Annotated in this window: 17 protein-coding genes; 9 read left to right on the forward strand and 8 right to left on the reverse strand. The window is 63.3% G+C overall.

All coding sequences use genetic code 11. The annotated features are described in order from the left end of the window. Position 1 precedes the first annotated feature (1 nt). From Q0K23_RS04880 to Q0K23_RS04900, 5 genes are read left to right on the forward strand one after another with little or no spacing between them, the layout of a single operon-like run. Positions 2-601 (forward strand): ECF transporter S component, encoded by a 600-nt coding sequence (locus Q0K23_RS04880; protein WP_294518541.1) that lies wholly within the window; start codon positions 2-4, stop codon positions 599-601. Next, complete coding sequence (locus Q0K23_RS04885; RefSeq protein WP_294518544.1) at positions 594-2,051, forward strand: ABC transporter ATP-binding protein; 1,458 nt, start codon at positions 594-596, stop codon at positions 2,049-2,051. Before Q0K23_RS04880 ends, Q0K23_RS04885 begins: the two co-directional genes overlap by 8 nt. Further along, positions 2,039-2,755, forward strand: coding sequence for an energy-coupling factor transporter transmembrane protein EcfT (locus Q0K23_RS04890; RefSeq protein WP_294518547.1), 717 nt, complete (start codon positions 2,039-2,041; stop codon positions 2,753-2,755). Before Q0K23_RS04885 ends, Q0K23_RS04890 begins: the two co-directional genes overlap by 13 nt. Before the next feature lie 21 nt (positions 2,756-2,776). Next, positions 2,777-3,994 (forward strand): radical SAM protein, encoded by a 1,218-nt coding sequence (locus Q0K23_RS04895; RefSeq protein ID WP_294518550.1) that lies wholly within the window; start codon positions 2,777-2,779, stop codon positions 3,992-3,994. Positions 3,995-3,996: 2 nt separating this feature from the next. After that, complete coding sequence (locus Q0K23_RS04900; protein ID WP_294518554.1) at positions 3,997-4,485, forward strand: hypothetical protein; 489 nt, start codon at positions 3,997-3,999, stop codon at positions 4,483-4,485. A 60-nt stretch (positions 4,486-4,545) separates the two neighbouring features. Here Q0K23_RS04900 and Q0K23_RS04905 read toward each other — a convergent pair whose 3' ends face one another. Together Q0K23_RS04905 and Q0K23_RS04910 are read right to left on the reverse strand one after the other, a co-directional pair. Next, complete coding sequence (locus Q0K23_RS04905; RefSeq protein WP_294518557.1) at positions 4,546-5,298, reverse strand: carboxymuconolactone decarboxylase family protein; 753 nt, start codon at positions 5,296-5,298, stop codon at positions 4,546-4,548. 33 nt (positions 5,299-5,331) lie between these two features. After that, a complete protein-coding gene (locus Q0K23_RS04910) occupies positions 5,332-6,498 on the reverse strand; it encodes an iron-containing alcohol dehydrogenase (protein WP_294518562.1) in 1,167 nt (388 codons plus the stop codon). 301 nt (positions 6,499-6,799) lie between these two features. Here Q0K23_RS04910 and Q0K23_RS04915 point away from each other — a divergent pair, with 301 nt between their 5' ends. Together Q0K23_RS04915 and Q0K23_RS04920 are read left to right on the forward strand one after the other, a co-directional pair. Further along, positions 6,800-7,360, forward strand: coding sequence for a TetR/AcrR family transcriptional regulator (locus Q0K23_RS04915; protein WP_294518565.1), 561 nt, complete (start codon positions 6,800-6,802; stop codon positions 7,358-7,360). Between the two features lie 146 nt (positions 7,361-7,506). Next, positions 7,507-9,474 (forward strand): oleate hydratase, encoded by a 1,968-nt coding sequence (locus Q0K23_RS04920; RefSeq protein ID WP_294518569.1) that lies wholly within the window; start codon positions 7,507-7,509, stop codon positions 9,472-9,474. A 101-nt stretch (positions 9,475-9,575) separates the two neighbouring features. Here the strand turns inward: Q0K23_RS04920 and Q0K23_RS04925 are convergent, their stop codons facing one another. Then, a complete protein-coding gene (locus tag Q0K23_RS04925; RefSeq protein WP_294518572.1) occupies positions 9,576-10,361 on the reverse strand; it encodes a hypothetical protein in 786 nt (261 codons plus the stop codon). Positions 10,362-10,650: 289 nt separating this feature from the next. Here Q0K23_RS04925 and Q0K23_RS04930 point away from each other — a divergent pair, with 289 nt between their 5' ends. After that, positions 10,651-12,885, forward strand: coding sequence for an FMN-binding protein (locus Q0K23_RS04930; protein WP_294518575.1), 2,235 nt, complete (start codon positions 10,651-10,653; stop codon positions 12,883-12,885). A 109-nt stretch (positions 12,886-12,994) separates the two neighbouring features. On the opposite strand, the gene Q0K23_RS04935 is transcribed toward Q0K23_RS04930, so the two are convergent. From Q0K23_RS04935 to Q0K23_RS04950, 4 genes are read right to left on the reverse strand one after another with little or no spacing between them, the layout of a single operon-like run. Further along, positions 12,995-13,504, reverse strand: coding sequence for a cyclophilin-like fold protein (locus tag Q0K23_RS04935; RefSeq protein ID WP_294518578.1), 510 nt, complete (start codon positions 13,502-13,504; stop codon positions 12,995-12,997). Between the two features lie 22 nt (positions 13,505-13,526). After that, positions 13,527-14,501, reverse strand: a complete 975-nt coding sequence (locus Q0K23_RS04940; protein ID WP_294518581.1) for an alpha/beta hydrolase — start codon at positions 14,499-14,501, stop codon at positions 13,527-13,529. A 21-nt stretch (positions 14,502-14,522) separates the two neighbouring features. Then, entirely contained in the window at positions 14,523-15,062 is a 540-nt protein-coding gene (locus Q0K23_RS04945) for a flavodoxin family protein (protein WP_294518584.1), read from the reverse strand. After that, complete coding sequence (locus tag Q0K23_RS04950; protein WP_294518587.1) at positions 15,059-15,640, reverse strand: sugar O-acetyltransferase; 582 nt, start codon at positions 15,638-15,640, stop codon at positions 15,059-15,061. The genes Q0K23_RS04945 and Q0K23_RS04950 overlap by 4 nt, the downstream gene beginning before the upstream one ends. Before the next feature lie 141 nt (positions 15,641-15,781). Between Q0K23_RS04950 and Q0K23_RS04955 the strand changes: the two genes are divergently transcribed. After that, positions 15,782-16,669, forward strand: a complete 888-nt coding sequence (locus Q0K23_RS04955; protein ID WP_294518675.1) for a LysR family transcriptional regulator — start codon at positions 15,782-15,784, stop codon at positions 16,667-16,669. A gap of 83 nt (positions 16,670-16,752) precedes the next feature. Here the strand turns inward: Q0K23_RS04955 and Q0K23_RS04960 are convergent, their stop codons facing one another. Further along, on the reverse strand, positions 16,753-17,730 hold the full coding sequence (locus tag Q0K23_RS04960; RefSeq protein WP_294518590.1) for an ADP-ribosylglycohydrolase family protein: 978 nt from the start codon (positions 17,728-17,730) through the stop codon (positions 16,753-16,755). Positions 17,731-17,877: the final 147 nt, after the last annotated feature.

The raw sequence follows: 17,877 nt of genomic DNA on the forward strand, positions 1-17,877 counted from the left end.
CATGGAAACCAAAAAGGAAGGTATCTGGAAGCTGAAGGACGTTATTTTCGTAACCATGCTGTGCGTGGTTCTGGGCGTGGTCTATCTGGCCGCCGTCTATCTCATCTCGCCCCTGACTGCCGTCTTTGCCCCCACCGGTATGTCCCTGCTGGGCACCGAGCTGATCTTCGGCATCTGGTTCATGGCCCCCACCCTGGCGGCCTACATCATCCAGAAGCCCAGCGTGGCCATCGTGGCCGAGGTGCTGGCCTCCCTCGTCGAGGTGCTGCTGGGCAACATGTACGGCCCCATGGTCATCGTGGCGGGCATTGTCCAGGGCGCGGGGGCCGAGATCGTCTTTGCCCTGTGGCGCTACAAGCGCTTTGACCGCACCACCATGTATCTGGCCACTGTGGGCTGCACCATCACCAGCTTCCTGTGGAGCTTTGTCCGCTCCAACTACATCGCCATCGCCCCGGGTCTGCTGGTGGTGTACTTCCTGGTGCGGCTGGTGAGCGCCTTCCTGTTCTCCGGCGTGCTGTGCAAGGTGATGGGCGACGCCCTGGCCAAGACCGGACTGCTCAAGAGCTACGCCCTGGGCCGGGCTGTCCACAATGGCTGAGCCCATCCTGGCGTGCCGGGACCTGACCTTCCGCTATGAGGGGGAGCCGGTGTTCGAGCACCTGTCCCTGTCGGTGGAGCCCGGCGAGGCCGTGCTGCTGATGGGGCCGTCCGGCTGCGGCAAGAGCAGCCTGGCCTACTGCCTGTCCGGCCTCTACCCGGCCTACGGCGGGGAGCTGTCCGGGGAGATCACCCTGGAGGGCCGTCCCCTGGCCCAGTATGAGATTGCGGACCGGGCCCAGGCGGTGTCCATCCTGTTTCAGAACCCGGACAACCAGTTCTGCATGGACCGGGTGGACCACGAGGTCCTCTTTGCCCTGGAGAACATCAACTACCCCGGCGATCTGAGGGCGCGGATGCGCCAGCTGTTGGCCCTGGTGGGGCTGGAGGCGGTGGAGACCGCCCTGATCCACACCCTGTCCGGCGGCACCAAGCAGAAGTTGGCCCTGGCCACCGCCCTGGCTACCGGGGCCCGGATGCTGATCCTGGACGAGCCCTTTGCCAACCTGGACCCGGGTGCCTGCGCCCAGCTGTCCGAGCAGCTGCGGCAGCTGAACAAGCAGGGGCTGACCCTGCTGATCGTGGATCACCGTCCCGACTACTGGCGGCCTTTCCTGACCCGGGTGCTGATGATGAACCGGGACGGCTCCCTGGAGCCGGGCTGTCTGCGGCCCGACGAGCTGGAGAGCCACCGGGCAGAATTTGAGGCCCGGGGCCTGTTTCTGGACGACCAGTGGCTGGAGCGGCGGCGGCCTCTGCCCCTGCCCCAGCCGGAGACGGCCGCGGTGGAGGGGGAGAATGTGAGCCTGATGTACGGCCGCAAGACCGTGGCCGCGGGGCTGTCCTTCCGGTTCCCCAAGGGGGGCGTCACCGCCCTGGTGGGCCGCAACGGCAGCGGCAAGACCTCGCTGCTGACAGCCATCGCCGGCGCGGGCGGGTACAAGGGCAAGCTGCGGGTGGAGGGCCCTGTGGGCCTGGTATTCCAGAACCCCCGGTTCCAGTTTCTCAGCCTGTCGGTGGAGGAGGAGGTGCTCACCACCCTCCGGGCCGCAAAGCCCAAGGCCGACCCCAACGAGCTTTCCGCTCAGGCGGAGGCGCTGCTGGAGGAGTTCGGCCTGTTGGCCTGGCGGAAGCACTCCCCCTATGCCCTCAGCCAGGGGCAGCAGCGCCGCCTGGCTCTGCTGGCCATGCTGGCGGGGGAGCAGCCCCTGCTGCTGCTGGATGAGCCCACCTACGCCCAGGACCAGCGGGCCACCGCCTTTATTCTGGATTTGCTGGAGCGGCGGGTGGAAGACGGGCTGACGGCGGTCATCGCCACCCACGACCTGACCCTGGCCAGGCGCTGCGCCAACGTCATCTACCTGCTGGAGGACGGCAGGATGGAGCGCCTGACGCCGGAGGACCTGGACCGCTACGCCAGAGAGAGGGGGTGCGTCCCGTGCGGAAGCTGAATCCGGCCTGGAAGCTGCTGACCCTGATCATCGCGTCCCTCATTATGTCGGTGACCTACAACACCAGGCTCAACCTTATCACCGCCGGAATTTGCCTGCTGGTGACGGTGTGTACCCCAAAGGTGAACCGGAAGCTGCTGGCCCTGTCCATGATCCCCTTCCTCATAGCCGCCTTCGGCATGTTCATGACGGGCATCCTGTTCCCCAGCGAGGGGGTGCAGCAGGGGGTAGAGATGGCGGCCTTCGGCCAGCGGGTCATCTACGCCAACTCCCTCACCAGCGCCATGCAGCTGGCCTCCCGGGTGCTGGTCTACGGCGGACTGGGCATGCTCTTCGCCTTCACCACCAACTCCATGGACCTGATCATGAGCCTGATGCAGCAGTTCCATCTGCCGCCCAAGTTCGCCTACGGCATTCTGGCGGCCTACCACTTTTTCCCCGTGGTCCGCAGCGAGTTCGGCACCGTAGGCACGGCTCTGAAGGTCCGGGGCATCAAGACCCTGCCCTTCTCGCCCAAGCGGCTGCTGCCCATGCTGGTCCACGCCCTGGAGCGGTCGGAGAGCCTGGCCATGGCCATGGAGTCCCGGGGCTTCCAGGAGGGGCGGCCCAGGGCCGTGGCCTTCCGGGTGGCCTTCGGGTGGATCGATATCGCGTTCTTCATCGGACTGCCCGCGGCGCTGCTGGCGGGCCGGTTCCTGCTGTGACAGGAAGGAGGTCCCATGACCATGACAAAACTGGAAGAGCTGGAGGCGCTGCGGGCGGAGCACCCGGCGTTCTCCCCCTTCGCCCTGCTGAAGCTGAGCATGATCCGCTACGGCGCCGTGTTCACCGAGCGGGCCCTGGACAGTATCCAGGGTTCCCCCTACGCCTTTGGGGACGACAACGCCTTTGACATCCGCTTCGGTGGCCGGGACGGCCGCCGGGCCATGCCGGGGCCCATCCTCCTGCGGGATGGCTCCTTTGTGTACGTCAACTACGGGGAACCCTACGAGAACCCCTACACCATTGACTGCGACGGCGGGGTGTACCTGCTCCTGGACGAGGAGAAGCTGGTGGATACTTTGGACTTTGTCCCCCGGCCCGACTTCTACGGCAAGCGCACCAGCCGGGGCACCCCCATGTCGTCGGTGGCCGACGTCCGGGGCCAGAAGCTGATCCTCAACGCCTACCAGCGGTGCCGCCTGTGGGAGGGGGGAGACCAGTGCGGCTTCTGTGCCTTCTTCACCGGCGGACACAGCGCCGGGGCGGTGGACTGCCAGGACGTGTACGAGACCATCCGGGAGGCGGTGAAGGAGCCGGGCCGGTTCTCCGAGATCAGCCTGTCCGGGGGCACCGACTTCTCCGGCGAGCCTCCCTTCTCCGTGGAGATCGACCGGTACATCAAGGTGCTGCAGGCCATCGGCCGCAACTTCACCGGCCGTTTCCCCTGCCAGCTCATGGCCCCCGCCTATCCCAAGGCGGAGCTGCAGAGGATCTATGACCAGACGGGCATCACCTCCTACGCGCCCAACATCGAGGTGTGGGGGGAGGAGCTGTTCAAAGAACTGTGCCCCGGAAAGAACCGCTGGATCGGCTATGAGGAGTGGATTCGCCGCACCCTGGACGCGGTGGAGGTATTCGGCGTGGGGAAGGTGTGCACCCAGGTGGTGGCCGGGGCGGAGCTGGCGGCAAAACACGGCTTCTCCGGCCCGGAGGAGGCTCTGGAGTCCAACTTTCAGGCCTGCCAGTTCTTTGCCAGCCGGGGCGTCCAGTTCCTGGTGACCATCTGGCGGCCCCACCGGGCCACCCGGCTGGGCTGCCGCCCCATGGCGCCTCTGGACTACTACGTGCGTCTGGCGGAGGGGGTCCACGCCATCCGGAAGGCCCACGGCCTGCACAACACCAACGACGACTACAAGCACTGCGGGAACCACCCCGACAGCGATCTGGAAAGGCTGGATTGACCATGGAACTGCCGCGTTTGACCCCTATTGCGCCCCAATATCTGGCCCTGCTCCGGGCGGGGGAGCCGGTGGCCGTGGTGGACGACAGGGGAGAGAGCTTCCCCTTCCGCCCCGCCATCCTTCTGAGCCCTGACGGCGCCGTGCTGGCCCTGGGGCTGGAGCAGGAGCGGACCCGGGCGGGCCGGGGCCTGGTCCGGGCCCTCTGGTTTGGCGGGACCGTGACCCTCTTTTTCCGGGGCAAGGAGGGCGCTGTCCGCCTGACGGCCCGGCCCTGGAAGTGCCACATCACCGGCGGATTGTTCCGGCAGGTGCTGGACCGGTACCGGGGCGAGCACCCCGGCGGCGACCTGTCCGTGGTGTGGGAGCTGCACCCGGTGAAGTGGGAGGATACGGCGGAGCAGCCTCCCCGTCCCCAGCCCCAGGACCTCCTCTCCGAGGCGGAGGTCCATCTGGAGCTGCTGCAGCCCGGGGATACAGGAAATGAAAATTAAACGGAAAAAACAGGCAGGCAGACGCATAGGCGTCTGCCTGCCTGTTTGCGCTGACGTCAATCAGCTCAGCTTGCCGTATACCTCGTCGGTGACGGCCTCCAGCCACTCGTTGGAGCAGTCCTCGCCGGGCACCTCCAGGGCCAGGTGGGAGAACCAGCTGTCCGGGGCGGCACCGTGCCAGTGCTTCACCTCGGGCGGGATGTTGACCACGTCGCCGGGGTGGAGCTCCCGGGCCTCCCGGCCCCACTCCTGGTAGTAGCCCCGGCCGGCCACGCAGACCAGGATCTGGCCGCCGCCCTTGGCGGCGTGGTGGATGTGCCAGTTGTTGCGGCAGCCCGGCTCAAAGGTCACGTTGTACACGCCCACCTGGCTGGTAGAGAGGGGCTGCAGATAGCTCTGGCCCACAAAATACCGGGCAAAGCCGTCGTTGGGAGCCCCGATGGGGAAGACCATCTCCCGCTGGTGCATGGCCTTGCCGTCCTCACCGTCGTCCTCGGCCCACACCTCCTTGGCCATGCGGAAGGCGGCCCAGGCCTTGGGCCAGCCAGCGTAGAAGGCCGCGTGGGTCAGGATCTCGGCGATCTCCTGCCGGGTGATGCCGTTGTGCTTTGCGGTGGTCAGGTGGTACTGGAAGGAGCTGTCCACCAGGCCCTGGGCCATGAGGGCCACCACGGTGACCAGGGACCGGTCCCGCAGGGAGAGTTTGTCCTCCCGGCTCCACACCTCACCGAATAACACGTCGTCGTTGAGCTGGGCGAACTTGGGCGCGAACTCGCCCAGCGCCGCTCTGCCCGCCGTCTGTTTCACTGCCATGCTGTTTTCCTCCTTTTATACGCTATACACTCATTACATGCTGGCCTTCAGAATCTGGATCACATCGGCCCGGGTCAGCTCCCGATAGCCGCCGGACAGGAGGAAGGTGCCGTCGGCGATGCCCTCCAGCATATCCTCCGTGACGCCCAGGTCCCGGATATTCATGGCCACGCCCAGCTCCTTCATCCAGGCCTCCATGGCCTCCAGGCCGGCCTGGGCCAGGGCCCTGTCGTCCTTGCCCCTGGGGTCCACGCCCCACACGTTGACCGCGAAGCGGGCAAACTTGGGCAGGCCGTACTCCATGATGAAGCGGTAGTAGGCCAGGGACACGGCGGACAGGGTCATGCCATGGGTTGCGTCGGTGTAGGCGCCGATGGACTGGCCGATCATGTGGACCTCCCAGTCGGTGGACTTGCCCATGGCCAGCAGGGTGTTCAGGGCCCAGGTGGCCGCCCACATGATGTTGCTGCGGGCCTCGTAGTCCTCCGGGTTGCGGAGGGCGGCCCGGGAGCTGACGATGAGGGACTTCATCAGCCCCTCGGCGATGTAGTCGGTGGTGTTGTCGTCGGTGCCGGAGAAGTACTGTTCGCAGATGTGGTTGAAGGCGTCGTAGATGCCGGCCACCATCTGCTTCATGGGCACCGTGAAGGTGTAGGTGGGGTTCAGAATGGTGAATTTGGGCATGACGTTGCTGCCGAACACGTGGCCGATCTTCCGCTTCTGCCGGTGGTTGGTGATGACCGAGCCGCCGTTCATCTCCGACCCGGTGCCCACCATGGTGAGCACGCATCCCACGGGGATGATCCGGTTGTCCACGTCCTCCATGCGGAGGTAGTATTTCTCCCAGGGGTCCTGGGCGCACCAGGCGGACACGGACAGGGCCTTGGCGTAGTCGCACACCGAGCCGCCGCCCACCGCCAGGATCAGGTCCACGTCGTGTTCCCGGGCGATACGGCAGCCCTCGTACAGCTTTTCCACCGTGGGGTTGGGCATGACGCCGGGCAGCTCGAAGACCTCCTTGCCGCAGCGGTTCAGGATGTCCACCACCTGCTGGTAGAGGCCGGACTTCTTGATGGACCCTCCGCCGTAAGCCAGCAGCACCTTGCCGCCGTAGCCAGCCAGCTCGCCGGACAGGGCCTCCAGGGCCTTCTCGCCGAAGTGTACGCGGGTGGGGTTACAGTATGTGAAATTTCCAAGCATGGTCGTTCCTCCTGTGTGGGCTGGGTCCGTCCGGCTCCAGGCCGGTCCGGACCGCCGGGTTTCGGCCCTCCCCGGCGGGGAGGTTTTCTCTGGTATCAGTGTAGTACAGCCGGCCTCAAATAGCAAATACCCATATTTTATTTCATACTATGCTTTAAAGGCATTTTTGATTCGGGAGGATCAGACGCTCCGGCCCTGCCTGCTGACGCGCACGGGCTTGAAAACCGCCGGGTTCTCCGTATAATATAGAACATGGCTGACCAATGAGCCCCAAGACCATCGGAAACGCTGGGAGGCACACATGTCAAACACCACCAAACAGGCGCTGGAGGCGTCGCTGAAGCGGATGCTGCTGAAAAAACCGCTGGACAAAATCACCATCCGGGACATTACGGAGGACTGCGGAATCAGCCGCATGGCCTTTTACTACCACTTCAAGGACATCTATGACCTGATCGAGTGGGTCTGCGTGGAGGATGCGACCCGGGTCCTCGCGGGTAAAAAGACCTACGACACCTGGCAGGAGGGGCTGCTCCAGATTTTCGAGGCAGTGCTGGAGAACAAGGCCTTTGTGCTTAACGCCTGCCGCTGCATCAGCCGGGACCAGATGGAGCGCTTTCTCTTCAAGCTGACCTACGGCCTGATCCGCGGCGTGGTGGACGAGAAGAGCCAGGGCGTGGACATCTCCGAGGAGGACAAGGCCTTTATCGCTGAATTTTACAAGTACAGCTTTGTGGGGATCATGCTGGACTGGATCAGGCAGGGGATGCAGGGGGACTGCCGGACCATTGTCCGGAAGATCAGCGCCACCATGCAGGGGAACGTATCCAATTCCATCCGGAATTTTGCCGCAGACAGATAAAAACTTTACACATGGGGCCCGGTGATAAAAAACTGATCACCGGGCCCCTTTTGTAAATGGCGGTGGGGCGGAAAAGTGGGTAGGATATAGCCACACACAGATGTGCGACCGCGAGAGCGGTGGAATATGGAAAGGTGGCTATTCTGATGGCAAAGAATCTTGGAAAACTGACTGCTGCGGCTGCCGGCCTGGCGGGCGCGGGTGCGGCTGTAGTGCTGGCGAAGAAGGCGGCCCAGGCCAGAAAGGCGCCGGAGGTCCATGAGCAGGAGAACGGCGGCTACCGCAACACAGAGCTGGGACGCCACGGGAAGAACAAAAAGGGCATCTACTACTCGAGCGGCAACTACGAGGCCTTTGCCCGGCCGGAGAAGCCGGAGAGCGTGGAGGAGAAAAATGCCTATATCGTGGGCAGCGGTCTGGCCTCTCTGGCGGCGGCCTGCTTCTTGGTGCGGGACGGCCAGATGCCCGGCTCCCACATCCACATTCTGGAGGCCATGGACATCGCCGGCGGCGCCTGCGACGGCATCTTCGACCCCAGCCGGGGCTATATCATGCGGGGCGGCCGGGAGATGGAGAACCACTTCGAGTGCCTGTGGGATCTGTTCCGCTCCATCCCCTCCCTGGAGAAGCCGGGGGCCTCGGTGCTGGACGAGTTCTACTGGCTCAACAAGCACGACCCCAACTACTCCCTGTGCCGGGCCACGGTGAACCGGGGCCAGGACGCCCACACCGACGGAAAGTTCAACCTGAGTCAGAAGGGCTGCATGGAGATCGTGAAACTCTTCATGACCCCCGACGAGGACCTGTACGACAAGACCATTGAGGATGTGTTTGACAGCGAGGTGTTCGACTCCACCTTTTGGCTCTACTGGCGGACCATGTTCGCCTTTGAGAACTGGCACTCCGCTCTGGAGATGAAGCTCTACTTCCAGCGCTTCATCCACCACATCGCCGGCCTGCCCGACTTCAGCGCCCTGAAGTTCACCCGGTACAACCAGTATGAGTCCCTCATTCTGCCCATGCAGAAGTATCTGGAGGCGGCTGGGGTGGACTTCCAGTTCGGCACCGAGGTGACCAACGTGCTCTTTGACATCAAGGGGGGCCGCAAGGTGGCCACCGCCATTGAGTGCCGGGTGAAGGGGGCGGAGAAGGGGATGCTGCTCACCGAGAACGACCTGGTGTTCGTCACCAACGGCTCCTGCACCGAGGGCACCATCTACGGCGACCAGGACCACGCCCCCAACGGCGACGCGGAGGTGCGCACCAGCGGCTGCTGGAGCCTGTGGAAGAACATCGCAAAACAGGACCCGTCCTTCGGCCGGCCGGAGAAGTTCTGCTCCGACGTGTCCAGGACCAACTGGGAGTCGGCCACCATCACCACCCTGGACGACAGGATCATCCCCTACCTCACCAACATCTGCAAGCGGGACCCCAGGACGGGCAAGGTGGTCACCGGCGGCATTGTCAGCTGCCAGGATTCCAAGTGGCTGCTGAGCTGGACCATCAACCGGCAGGGCCAGTTCAAGGCCCAGGACCCGGAGAAGGTGTGCGTCTGGGTGTACGGCCTGTTCACCGACGTGCCCGGCAACTATGTGAAAAAGCCCATGAAGGAGTGCACCGGCCGGGAGATCACGGAGGAGTGGCTCTACCACATCGGCGTGCCGGTGGAGCAGATCCCCGAGATGGCGGAGCACAGCGCGGTGTGCGTGCCCACCATGATGCCCTATATCACCGCCTTCTTCATGCCCCGGGCCAAGGGCGACCGGCCTGACGTCATCCCCGACGGCTGCGTCAACTTCGCCTTCCTGGGCCAGTTCGCCGAGACGCCCCGGGACACCGTGTTCACCACCGAGTACTCGGTCCGCACGGCCATGGAGGCGGTCTACGGCCTGCTGGGTGTGGACCGGGGCGTGCCCGAGGTGTGGGGCAGCGTGTACGACATCCGGGATCTGTTGGACAGCTCGGTGTGCCTGATGGACGGCAAGTCTCCTCTGGAGATGGAGCTGCCCGGGCCGCTGAACCTGGTGAAGAAGCCGGCCCTCAAGTTCATCAAGGGGACCGTGATAGAGAAGCTGCTGCGGGACCACAACATCCTCCGGGACGGGATGCTGTAAGGCGGCGGATTGCCCAATATCTCTGCAAACAGATACCCGTATGGCCCGGGGGCGTTCAGCCCCAGGCCATACGGGTATTTTGCCTGCGTTTCTTTGCGTTTTTACTGGAATAGGACGCTGACATCGCCCATGGTGCAGTAGACCTGGATGGTCTTTTCGCTGCCGTTGTCAATGGAACGGCTCCCTTTTGGACCGCCGAGGGAGAGGTCGCCCACCTGAATGTGACCCAGGCTGTATTCCAGCTCAAAGTTGTAATCCGACGATGCTCCCTCCAGCTGCAAAACCGTCTGGCCCTGGAGGTGCTCCACATCGGCGCTGCCGTCCAGGCGGCCCGAGTAGTAGATGGCCCCCTGCGTACAGCTGGTGGACAGCGCCTCGGTGTCAATGCCCTCAACGGTCAGGTTCCCGCCGGAGGCTGTCAGAGTGACCTGTTCAAAGGTGATGCCTTCGGGTACGGTCACGACGATGGGGGTGTCCTGGGTGGTGCTGGCGGAGACGACGTAGGCGTTGTCCTCAATGTACGCCTCGCACTCGGCTTCGCTGCCCTCGGACAGGCCGAATTCCGTGCCCTCCACGATCTTGACTGCCCCGAGGGCGGCGGAACAGCGGAGCTCCGTCACAGCGGCCTGTGCGTCTTCGCCCCCCGATTCCGCAGGGGTTCCCGCCTCCGGGCCGTTTGTATCCCCGGAGGAATCCCCGCCTTCCGCTTCGCCGCCGGAAGGCGCAGGCGTACCCACTGTAATTGATTCCGACTGGGAGGCCGAGGGCGTCCCGGAGACAGGGGAGGACGGGCTGCCGTCCCGCTGATAGAGATAAATCACCGCCGCAGCCAGAACGATCACGGCGGCCAGCAGGACAAGAAGCAAAATATTGGTTATTTTTTTCATATATTCCACCTCATTTATTATTATACACTATTTTGTTCCAAGTAGGAAATAAAATAATGTGATACGGCAAGAGAAGGCAGCCTGTCTCCGGCTGTCGGAGTGGTCGTAAGGACAGCTGTATGGGACGAGGAAAGTCGTCGGAAACAGGAGATACCAGGGCTCTGACCTGGCCAATCTATGATAAAAAATTAACGCCAGGTAGTTGCAGAAACTTTTTGACGGTGCTAGAATACAGGTGTTGGCAGAGATCTTGATCTTGTGCTAACTCAATACTTAAGAGGGTGAAAAAATGAAAAAGGTGCTCAGTATCGTACTTGCACTGGCCATGTGTCTCTCGCTGGCGGCCTGTGCACAGAACCCGAAGGAGTCCACGGAGCCTTCCGACTCCGTGAAGCCGACGGAGGAAGCCGGCATCTACACGCCCGGTACCTACACCGCCACTGCCAGAGGGCATGAGGACGGCGTTCAGGTCACTGTGACTGTGGATGCCAACAGCATCACGGACGTGACGCTGGATGTCTCCAAGGAGACGGAGAGCATCGGCGGCGCCGCCGCGGATAAGCTGAAGTCTCAGATCATGGATGCCCAGAGCGCGGAGATTGACGGCGTGTCCGGCGCCACCGAGACCAGCAACGCCGTGAAGATGGCGCTGCAGGACTGCCTGAACCAGGCCATGGGCGTCAGCTCCGACGAGAAGACCCCCATGGCCGACGGCACTTACAGCGGCACGGCCCCCAGCTTCGGCCTGACCAGCCAGATGACCTGTGAGGTCACCTTTGAGGGCGGCAAGATGACCGACATCCAGGTGACCGAGGAGAGCGACAGCGCCACCGGCGAGTGGTTCGCCAGCGCCCAGGAGCTGTTCATCCCCCGCGTGCTGGAGAGCCAGTCCCTGGCTGTGGACGCCATCACCGGCGCTACCACCTCTTCCAACGGCATCCGCAACTGCGTGGCCGCGGCTATTGACGCGGCTGGCGGCGACAGCTCCCAGTGGTACACCGAGATCCCCAAGAAGACCGACACTGTCAAGCTGGAAGGTTATGACGTCATCGTAGTGGGCATGGGCGGCTCCGGCGTCCTGTCCTACTGCGCGGCTGCTGAGCAGGGCGCCACTGTGTTCGGCATCGAGGCGGCCGGCAAGATCGGCGGCGACTCTGTGTGCACCTACGGCCCCATGGCCATCAACAGCCAGTACCTGAAGGACCTGTACAACAACGGCGAGGATTATATCAACGCCGACGATGTGTACAACACCTGGATGGAGTACGTGGGCAGCGACGAGAAGGCGGACGTGATCCACGAGGCCGTGTACAACTCCGGCTCCGCCCTGGACTACTATGTGGACAACTTCGGCTTTGAGTTCGAGGGCATGGGCCTGCTGGGCAGCTTTGTGGTGCCCGAGTGGACCAAGCTGTGGTGCGTGTACAGCGCGGACGACGACAACACCTCCTGGAACATCCTGGGGCCCAACAAGACCTTCCAGTTCACCAGAGCCTTGGAGACCGCCAATGCCATGAACGAGAAGAACGAGTACATGACCGAGCTGACGGCCACCAGCCTGATCTTTGACGACGACGGCAAGGTGATCGGCGTCAACGCCCAGTACTACGACGGCACCACCTATGAGATCTACGGCAAGACCGTGATCCTGGCCACCGGCGGCTTCCTGGGCAACGACGACATGATGAACGAGTACCTGGGCTCCACCGTCTCCACCATCGGCGACACGGTCAACGACGGCACCGGTATCCAGATGGGTATCTCCGCCGGCGGCGCCACCTATATGATGGGCACCCTGCCCATGGTCCACATCTCCCAGGTGCCTCACCTGATCCGCACCGACGACCTGACCGCGGACCAGAAGGCCATCCTGACCGCTCTGGCCCTGACCACCGATCAGAAGATGATCACCACCGAGGGCAACGTGTGGGGCAATGAGAACCAGAGCGGCACCGAGGACGAGGGCATCACGGTGGAGATCGTGTATGCGCCCGACTACATGTACTATGTGGTGTACTCTCAGGAGGACATCGACAACATCCGCACCAACGGTCTGACCGAGGCCCAGGCCAACGCCACCTCCCAGTTCCTGAGCCAGGGCGGCACGCTGCCCGCTGCCGGCACTCCCGTGGAGGACATCGACCAGATCCTGCAGGTCGGCGAGGAGTACCAGAACGTGATCAAGGCGGACAGCATCGCGGATCTGGCCGCTGCCATCGGCTGCGATGAGTCCAACCTGACGGAGGCGCTGGGCGGCGTGGACACCACCTACTACGCGGTGATCTGCGACAGCTACGCCTACGCCACCGTGGGCGGCCTGGACGTGGACGTGAACATGAACGTGCTGCGTGAGGACGGTACCCCCATTGAGAACCTGTTTGCGGTTGGCCAGGATTCCGAGGGCGTCTGCAACGCGGACGGCAAGGCCTATACGCCTTGGGGCGGCCAGGCCCAGTCCTGGACCTTTGTGTCCGGCCAGATCGCCGGCACTCAGGCCGCTGCCGTTGCCGCGGCTGCGGAGTAAAAGCAAAATAACAAAGTGGGCTGCCATAGGCAGCCCACTTTGTTTTTCCTGTAAACAACGAGAGGGTGATGCGCCGCATCGCCCTCTCGTTTTATAGAATAGAAAGGATTCACGCCAGAGAGAAGATAACCTGTACCGTCCCGTCTCCCAGAATCTCCTTCAGACCGGCCGGGTCGTTGATTCTGGCCAGCCGGGTGAAGCTCCAGGTGTTGGTGTCATAGTAGATGGTGATCTGGTTTCCCTGGTAGAGAATGATATCGCCCGGTTCTGTGGTGATCTGCGTGTCGTTTCGGGTCAGGGCGGTGCCCAGCGGACCCACTTTTTCGAATCCGCCGTAGTCCTCCATCTCGACGGTCACCGGCCCCTGAGCCAGAAGGGCTTTGAATTCCTCTGCGGAGCTGTTGTCCTCAAAAGCGGCCAGCAGTTCCCGGTCTCCCACTGTGATCTTCAGCATCGCTTCCTCCTGGCTGGGCTGTGTTCCTTCGGACTGCTGGGGGGTCTCCTGCTCCTGGACCGCCGTCTGGGCTGGGGGCGTGCTGCTGTGCTCTGTGGGCGCCTCCCTGACGGTGCAGGCGGCCAGGCTGAAAACGGCGAGGAGCGTGCAGAGCAGCCGTATCATAAAATCCCTCCTTTTCAAGCCGTCACTTCAGGTACTGGAGGAAAAACTGCTGGATCTTGTCAAAGGGGATGATGTCCTTCCGGTCGTAGAGGTCGGTGTGGACCGCGCCGGGGATGATGAGCAGCTCCTTGTTGCCGGCGTAGGGGTTGTCCCGCACCATGTCGGCAAAGGCGTCCCGGCTGAAATAGCAGGAGTGGGCCTTTTCGCCGTGGATGACCAGCACGGCGCTGCGGATCTCGTTGCTGTAGCGCAGGATGGGCATGTTGAGGAAGGACAGGGAGGAGGTCACGTTCCAGCCCTGGTTGGAGTTGAGGGACCGCTCGGTGTAGCCCCGCTGGGTCTTGTAGTAGTCGTAGTAGTCCTTCACGAAGAAGGGGGCGTCCTGGGGCGGGGGGTCCACCACGCCGCCCGCCCGGGCGTAGGCGCCGTTTTTGTAGTCCTGGGTCCGCTGGGCGTTGAGGGCCTTCTTGGTCTCATACCGGGCGTCGGCGCTGTCGGCGGCGTCAAAGTACCCCTTGGCGTTCACCCGGGTCATGTCGTACATGGTGGAGGTGGCGGTGGCCTTGATGCGGGTGTCCATGGCGGCGGCGTTGAGGGCCATGCCGCCGAAGCCGCAGATGCCCAGAATGCCGATCTTCTCCGGGTCGATGAAGTCCCGGGTGGAGAGGAAGTCCACCGCGGCGGAGAAGTCCTCGGTGTTGATGTCGGGGGAGGCCACGTTCCGGGCCTGGCCGCCGCTCTCCCCGATGAAGGAGGGGTCAAAGGCCAGGGCGGCGAAGCCGCGGCTGGCCAGCTCCTCGGCGTACAGCCCGGAGCACTGCTCCTTTACCGCGCCGAAGGGGCCGGACACGGCCACGGCGGCCAGCGTTCCGGCAGCGCCCTTGGGCAGGTACAGGTCGCCCGAGAGCTCAATGCCGTAGCGGTTGTGGAAGCGCACCTTCTCCCGGGTGACCGTGTCACGCATCTGGAAGGAATAGCCGTTGTATCTGGATTGCATGTGTTTTCCTCCTCATCGTCTTCAGATGTGCAGGCCCATCTCGTAGGCCGCCGCCAGTTTTTCGGTCTGCTTTGCCATGTCGCCGGGGTCGTTGGCGCCGCCGCCCCGGACCACGCCGGCCAGCCGCGCCTGCTGGAAGCAGGCGATCCAGCCCTCCAGGCCGCTGACGGGACCGTCCGAGGCGTCGTCACCCTCGGCGGAGGCGGTGAGCAGATAGATGTCCCGGAAGGCGTAGTCGGCGGAGAACAGGGGATTGGCCCGGTCCAGCAGGGTCTTCAGCTGGCCGGACAGCTCGTAGTAATAGACCGGGGTGGCGAAGCAGATGATGTCCGCAGCGCCCATTTTCTCCACAATGGCGGCGGCATCGTCCTGGATCACGCACCGAGGGGCTTTCAGGCAGGCCATGCAGCCGGTGCAGAAGCGGATGTCCTTGCCCCGCAGAGAAATAAATTCCACCTGGTGGCCGGCGTCCCGGGCGCCCTGGGCAAACCGCTGGGCCAGCAGGTCGGAATTGCTGTCCCGGCGCAGGCTGGTGGAGACGATCAGAACCTTTTTGCTCATGCCTCATCCTCCTCGCTGATGGTGCGTATAACTTTGGCGGGCACGCCGCCCACAACGGTGTTCTCCGGTACATCCTTTGTGACCACGGCCCCGGCGGCCACGATGGCCCCGTCTCCAATGGTCACGCCGGGCAGCACGGTGGCGTTGGCTCCGATCCACACGTTTTTCCCGATTCGGATGGGCGCGGGGACCATGCTGCTCCGGTCCTTGGGGGACATGACGTGGTTGAGGGTGGCCAGCACCACGTTGTGGCCGATGAGGGCGCCGTCGCCGATGAAAATGCCGCCCTGGTCCTGGAGCTTGCAGCCCATGTTGAGAAAGACGTTTTTGCCCACGTGGATGTTCTTTCCGCAGTCGGTGTAGAAGGGCGGGAACATGCCGAAGCTCTCGTCCACCGGCTGGCCGGTGAGCCGGGAGAAGAGGGCCCGCAGCTCCTCCGGCGTATGATAGCCGCTGTTGATCTCGGCGGTGATCTTCAGGGCCTCCTGGCTGACGCCGTGCATGAACTGGTGTACTTCACCGCCGCCCTTCACCGGCCTCCCGCTGTTGAGCTCGTTGAGAAATGTCTCTAGATCCATATTGCGCTCCTGTTATACATAGTTTCTGTCCCTATTTTATCATCCGCCGGATATGATAACAAATACCTATAGAGAATATTGTACTATGCTTGAAACCTATGACTGCCCCGTGGTATGATGGGCGTATCCGGAGGTGGTATGATGGAATTGCGAGTGCTGCAATATTTTCTGGCGGTGGCGCGGGAGCAGAACATCTCCGCGGCGGCCCAGTCCCTGCACCTGACCCAGCCCACCCTGTCCCGGCAGCTCCGGGAGCTGGAGGAGGAGCTGGGCAAGCAGCTGATGATCCGGGGCAGCCGGAAGATCACCCTGACGGAGGACGGCATGCTGCTGCGGAAGCGGGCGCAGGAGATCCTGGAGCTGGTGGACCGGACGGAAAAAGAGGTCATGCACACGGACGATACGGTGAGCGGGGATATCTATATCGGCACCGGGGAGACCGACGGGGTGCGCCAGATCGCCCGGGTGGCCCACCAGCTCCAGGACAGCTGTCCGGGCGTCCGCTTCCACATTGTCAGCGGCGACGCGGTGGACGTGTGCGAGGAGCTGGACAAGGGGCTGCTGGACTTCGGCGTGCTTCTGGGGGACATGGACAAGACGCGGTACCACTACATGGAGCTGCCCATGAGGGACATCTGGGGCGCGCTGATGCGGCGGGACAGTCCGCTGGCCCGGCAGGACACCGTCTCACCCCGGGACCTGTGGGACAAGCCCCTGATTCTCTCCCGGCAGATGGACAACAAGAGCGGCCTTTACCGCTGGCTCAGGAAGGAGCAGGCGGAACTTCACACGGTGGCCACCTACAACCTGATCTACAACGCGTCCCTGATGGTGGACGAGGGGATGGGCTACGCCTTCACCCTGGACAAGCTGGTGAACACCACAGGCAGCGACCTCTGTTTCCGGCCGCTGAAGCCCAGGATGGAGCTGGGCATGTACCTGGTGTGGAAGAAGTCCCAGCGTTTCTCCCGGGCGGCGGAGCTGTTCCTGGAGCGGGTGCAGGAGCAGCTGGCCCAGGAGCAGGAATGACGCGCTGATTCCCACTAGGACATAAAAGCGGACGGCGCCCTGGAAAAACAGGGTGCCGTCCGCTGTGTTATGGAGTGTTTACTTCAGGTCTGTCTGCGGCAGGAGCAGGAAAAGCGGCGGCTCAGCGCGCGGATCTCACGGTACTTTGCGGTGGCCTCAGCCCACTCCTCCGGGATGGCCTCCGGGCCGTACCAGAGGCCGGCCAGGCCGCCGGCCACAGCGGCGGTGGTGTCGGTATCGTCGCCCAGATTGACGGCTTCGAGCACGCATGTCCGGTAGTCGCAGGTGGTGAGGAGGCACCACAGGGCGGCCTGGAGGGTGTGGAGGACAAATCCGCCGCTGCGGATCCGGGCCTCCTCCCAGGAACCGATCTCCGGCAAGGAAGAAAAGCCGCCGTACACGGAGGAGAACGCGGGGTCTTCCCGGTAATAGGACAGGGCGGAGTGGATTCCCTGGGCCACTGCGGCATGCAGATCATCGCCCCGGCACAGCTGAAACAGCACGGTGCAGTAAATGCCGCAGGCCATCTGGCAGCGCGGGTGGGCGTGGGTGCAGATAGACGTGTTATGGATCAGCCCGGCGGCTCTGGCGTCCAGGCCGTCGTTCCCGTACTGCCCGACAATGTAGAGGGCAGTGGGGAGTATCCGCATCAGAGAACCGTTTCCGCAGGTATTTTCCGCGGTTTCACCGCATTGCAGCGGCGCGGCTCCCTTGAAAAAGTTGAAAATGGCGTGCCTTGTCGTGCCGCCTACGTCAAACACCTCGCCATGGGCCGTGTTGGAGGCGTTCCACAGCCAGTCTGCAAAGCGCCCCATCAGGTCGCTGTAGTCCACCCCCGCTTCCATGAGAGAATCCATGGTGCAGAGGGTCATGCTGGTGTCGTCGGACCAGGTGCCCGCGGGCTGGTGATGGGCCCCTCCGTCCCTCATGCCGCGCACCGGGTCTTTACGCAGCGCACTCCGGCTCATGAACTCAGCCGGCACGCCGAGGGCGTCTCCCACCACAAAGCCCAGAATCCCGCCCTCTACAAGCTGAGAAAAGTCCCGCTCTGTTCCTGCCATCCGTATACCTCCCCTTGCTCGGCGTATTTCCAATGCCATTATATCCATATCCCTGTGGGAAGACAATCATATTGTTCCAGATTTCGACAATGTGTGCCCGAGGCGGGGGAGGCGCTGCGCCTTGCCCGCCTTCCCGCAAGCAGTTAT

The organism is uncultured Pseudoflavonifractor sp. (genome assembly GCF_944387275.1).
Classification (GTDB): domain Bacteria; phylum Bacillota; class Clostridia; order Oscillospirales; family Oscillospiraceae; genus Pseudoflavonifractor; species Pseudoflavonifractor intestinihominis.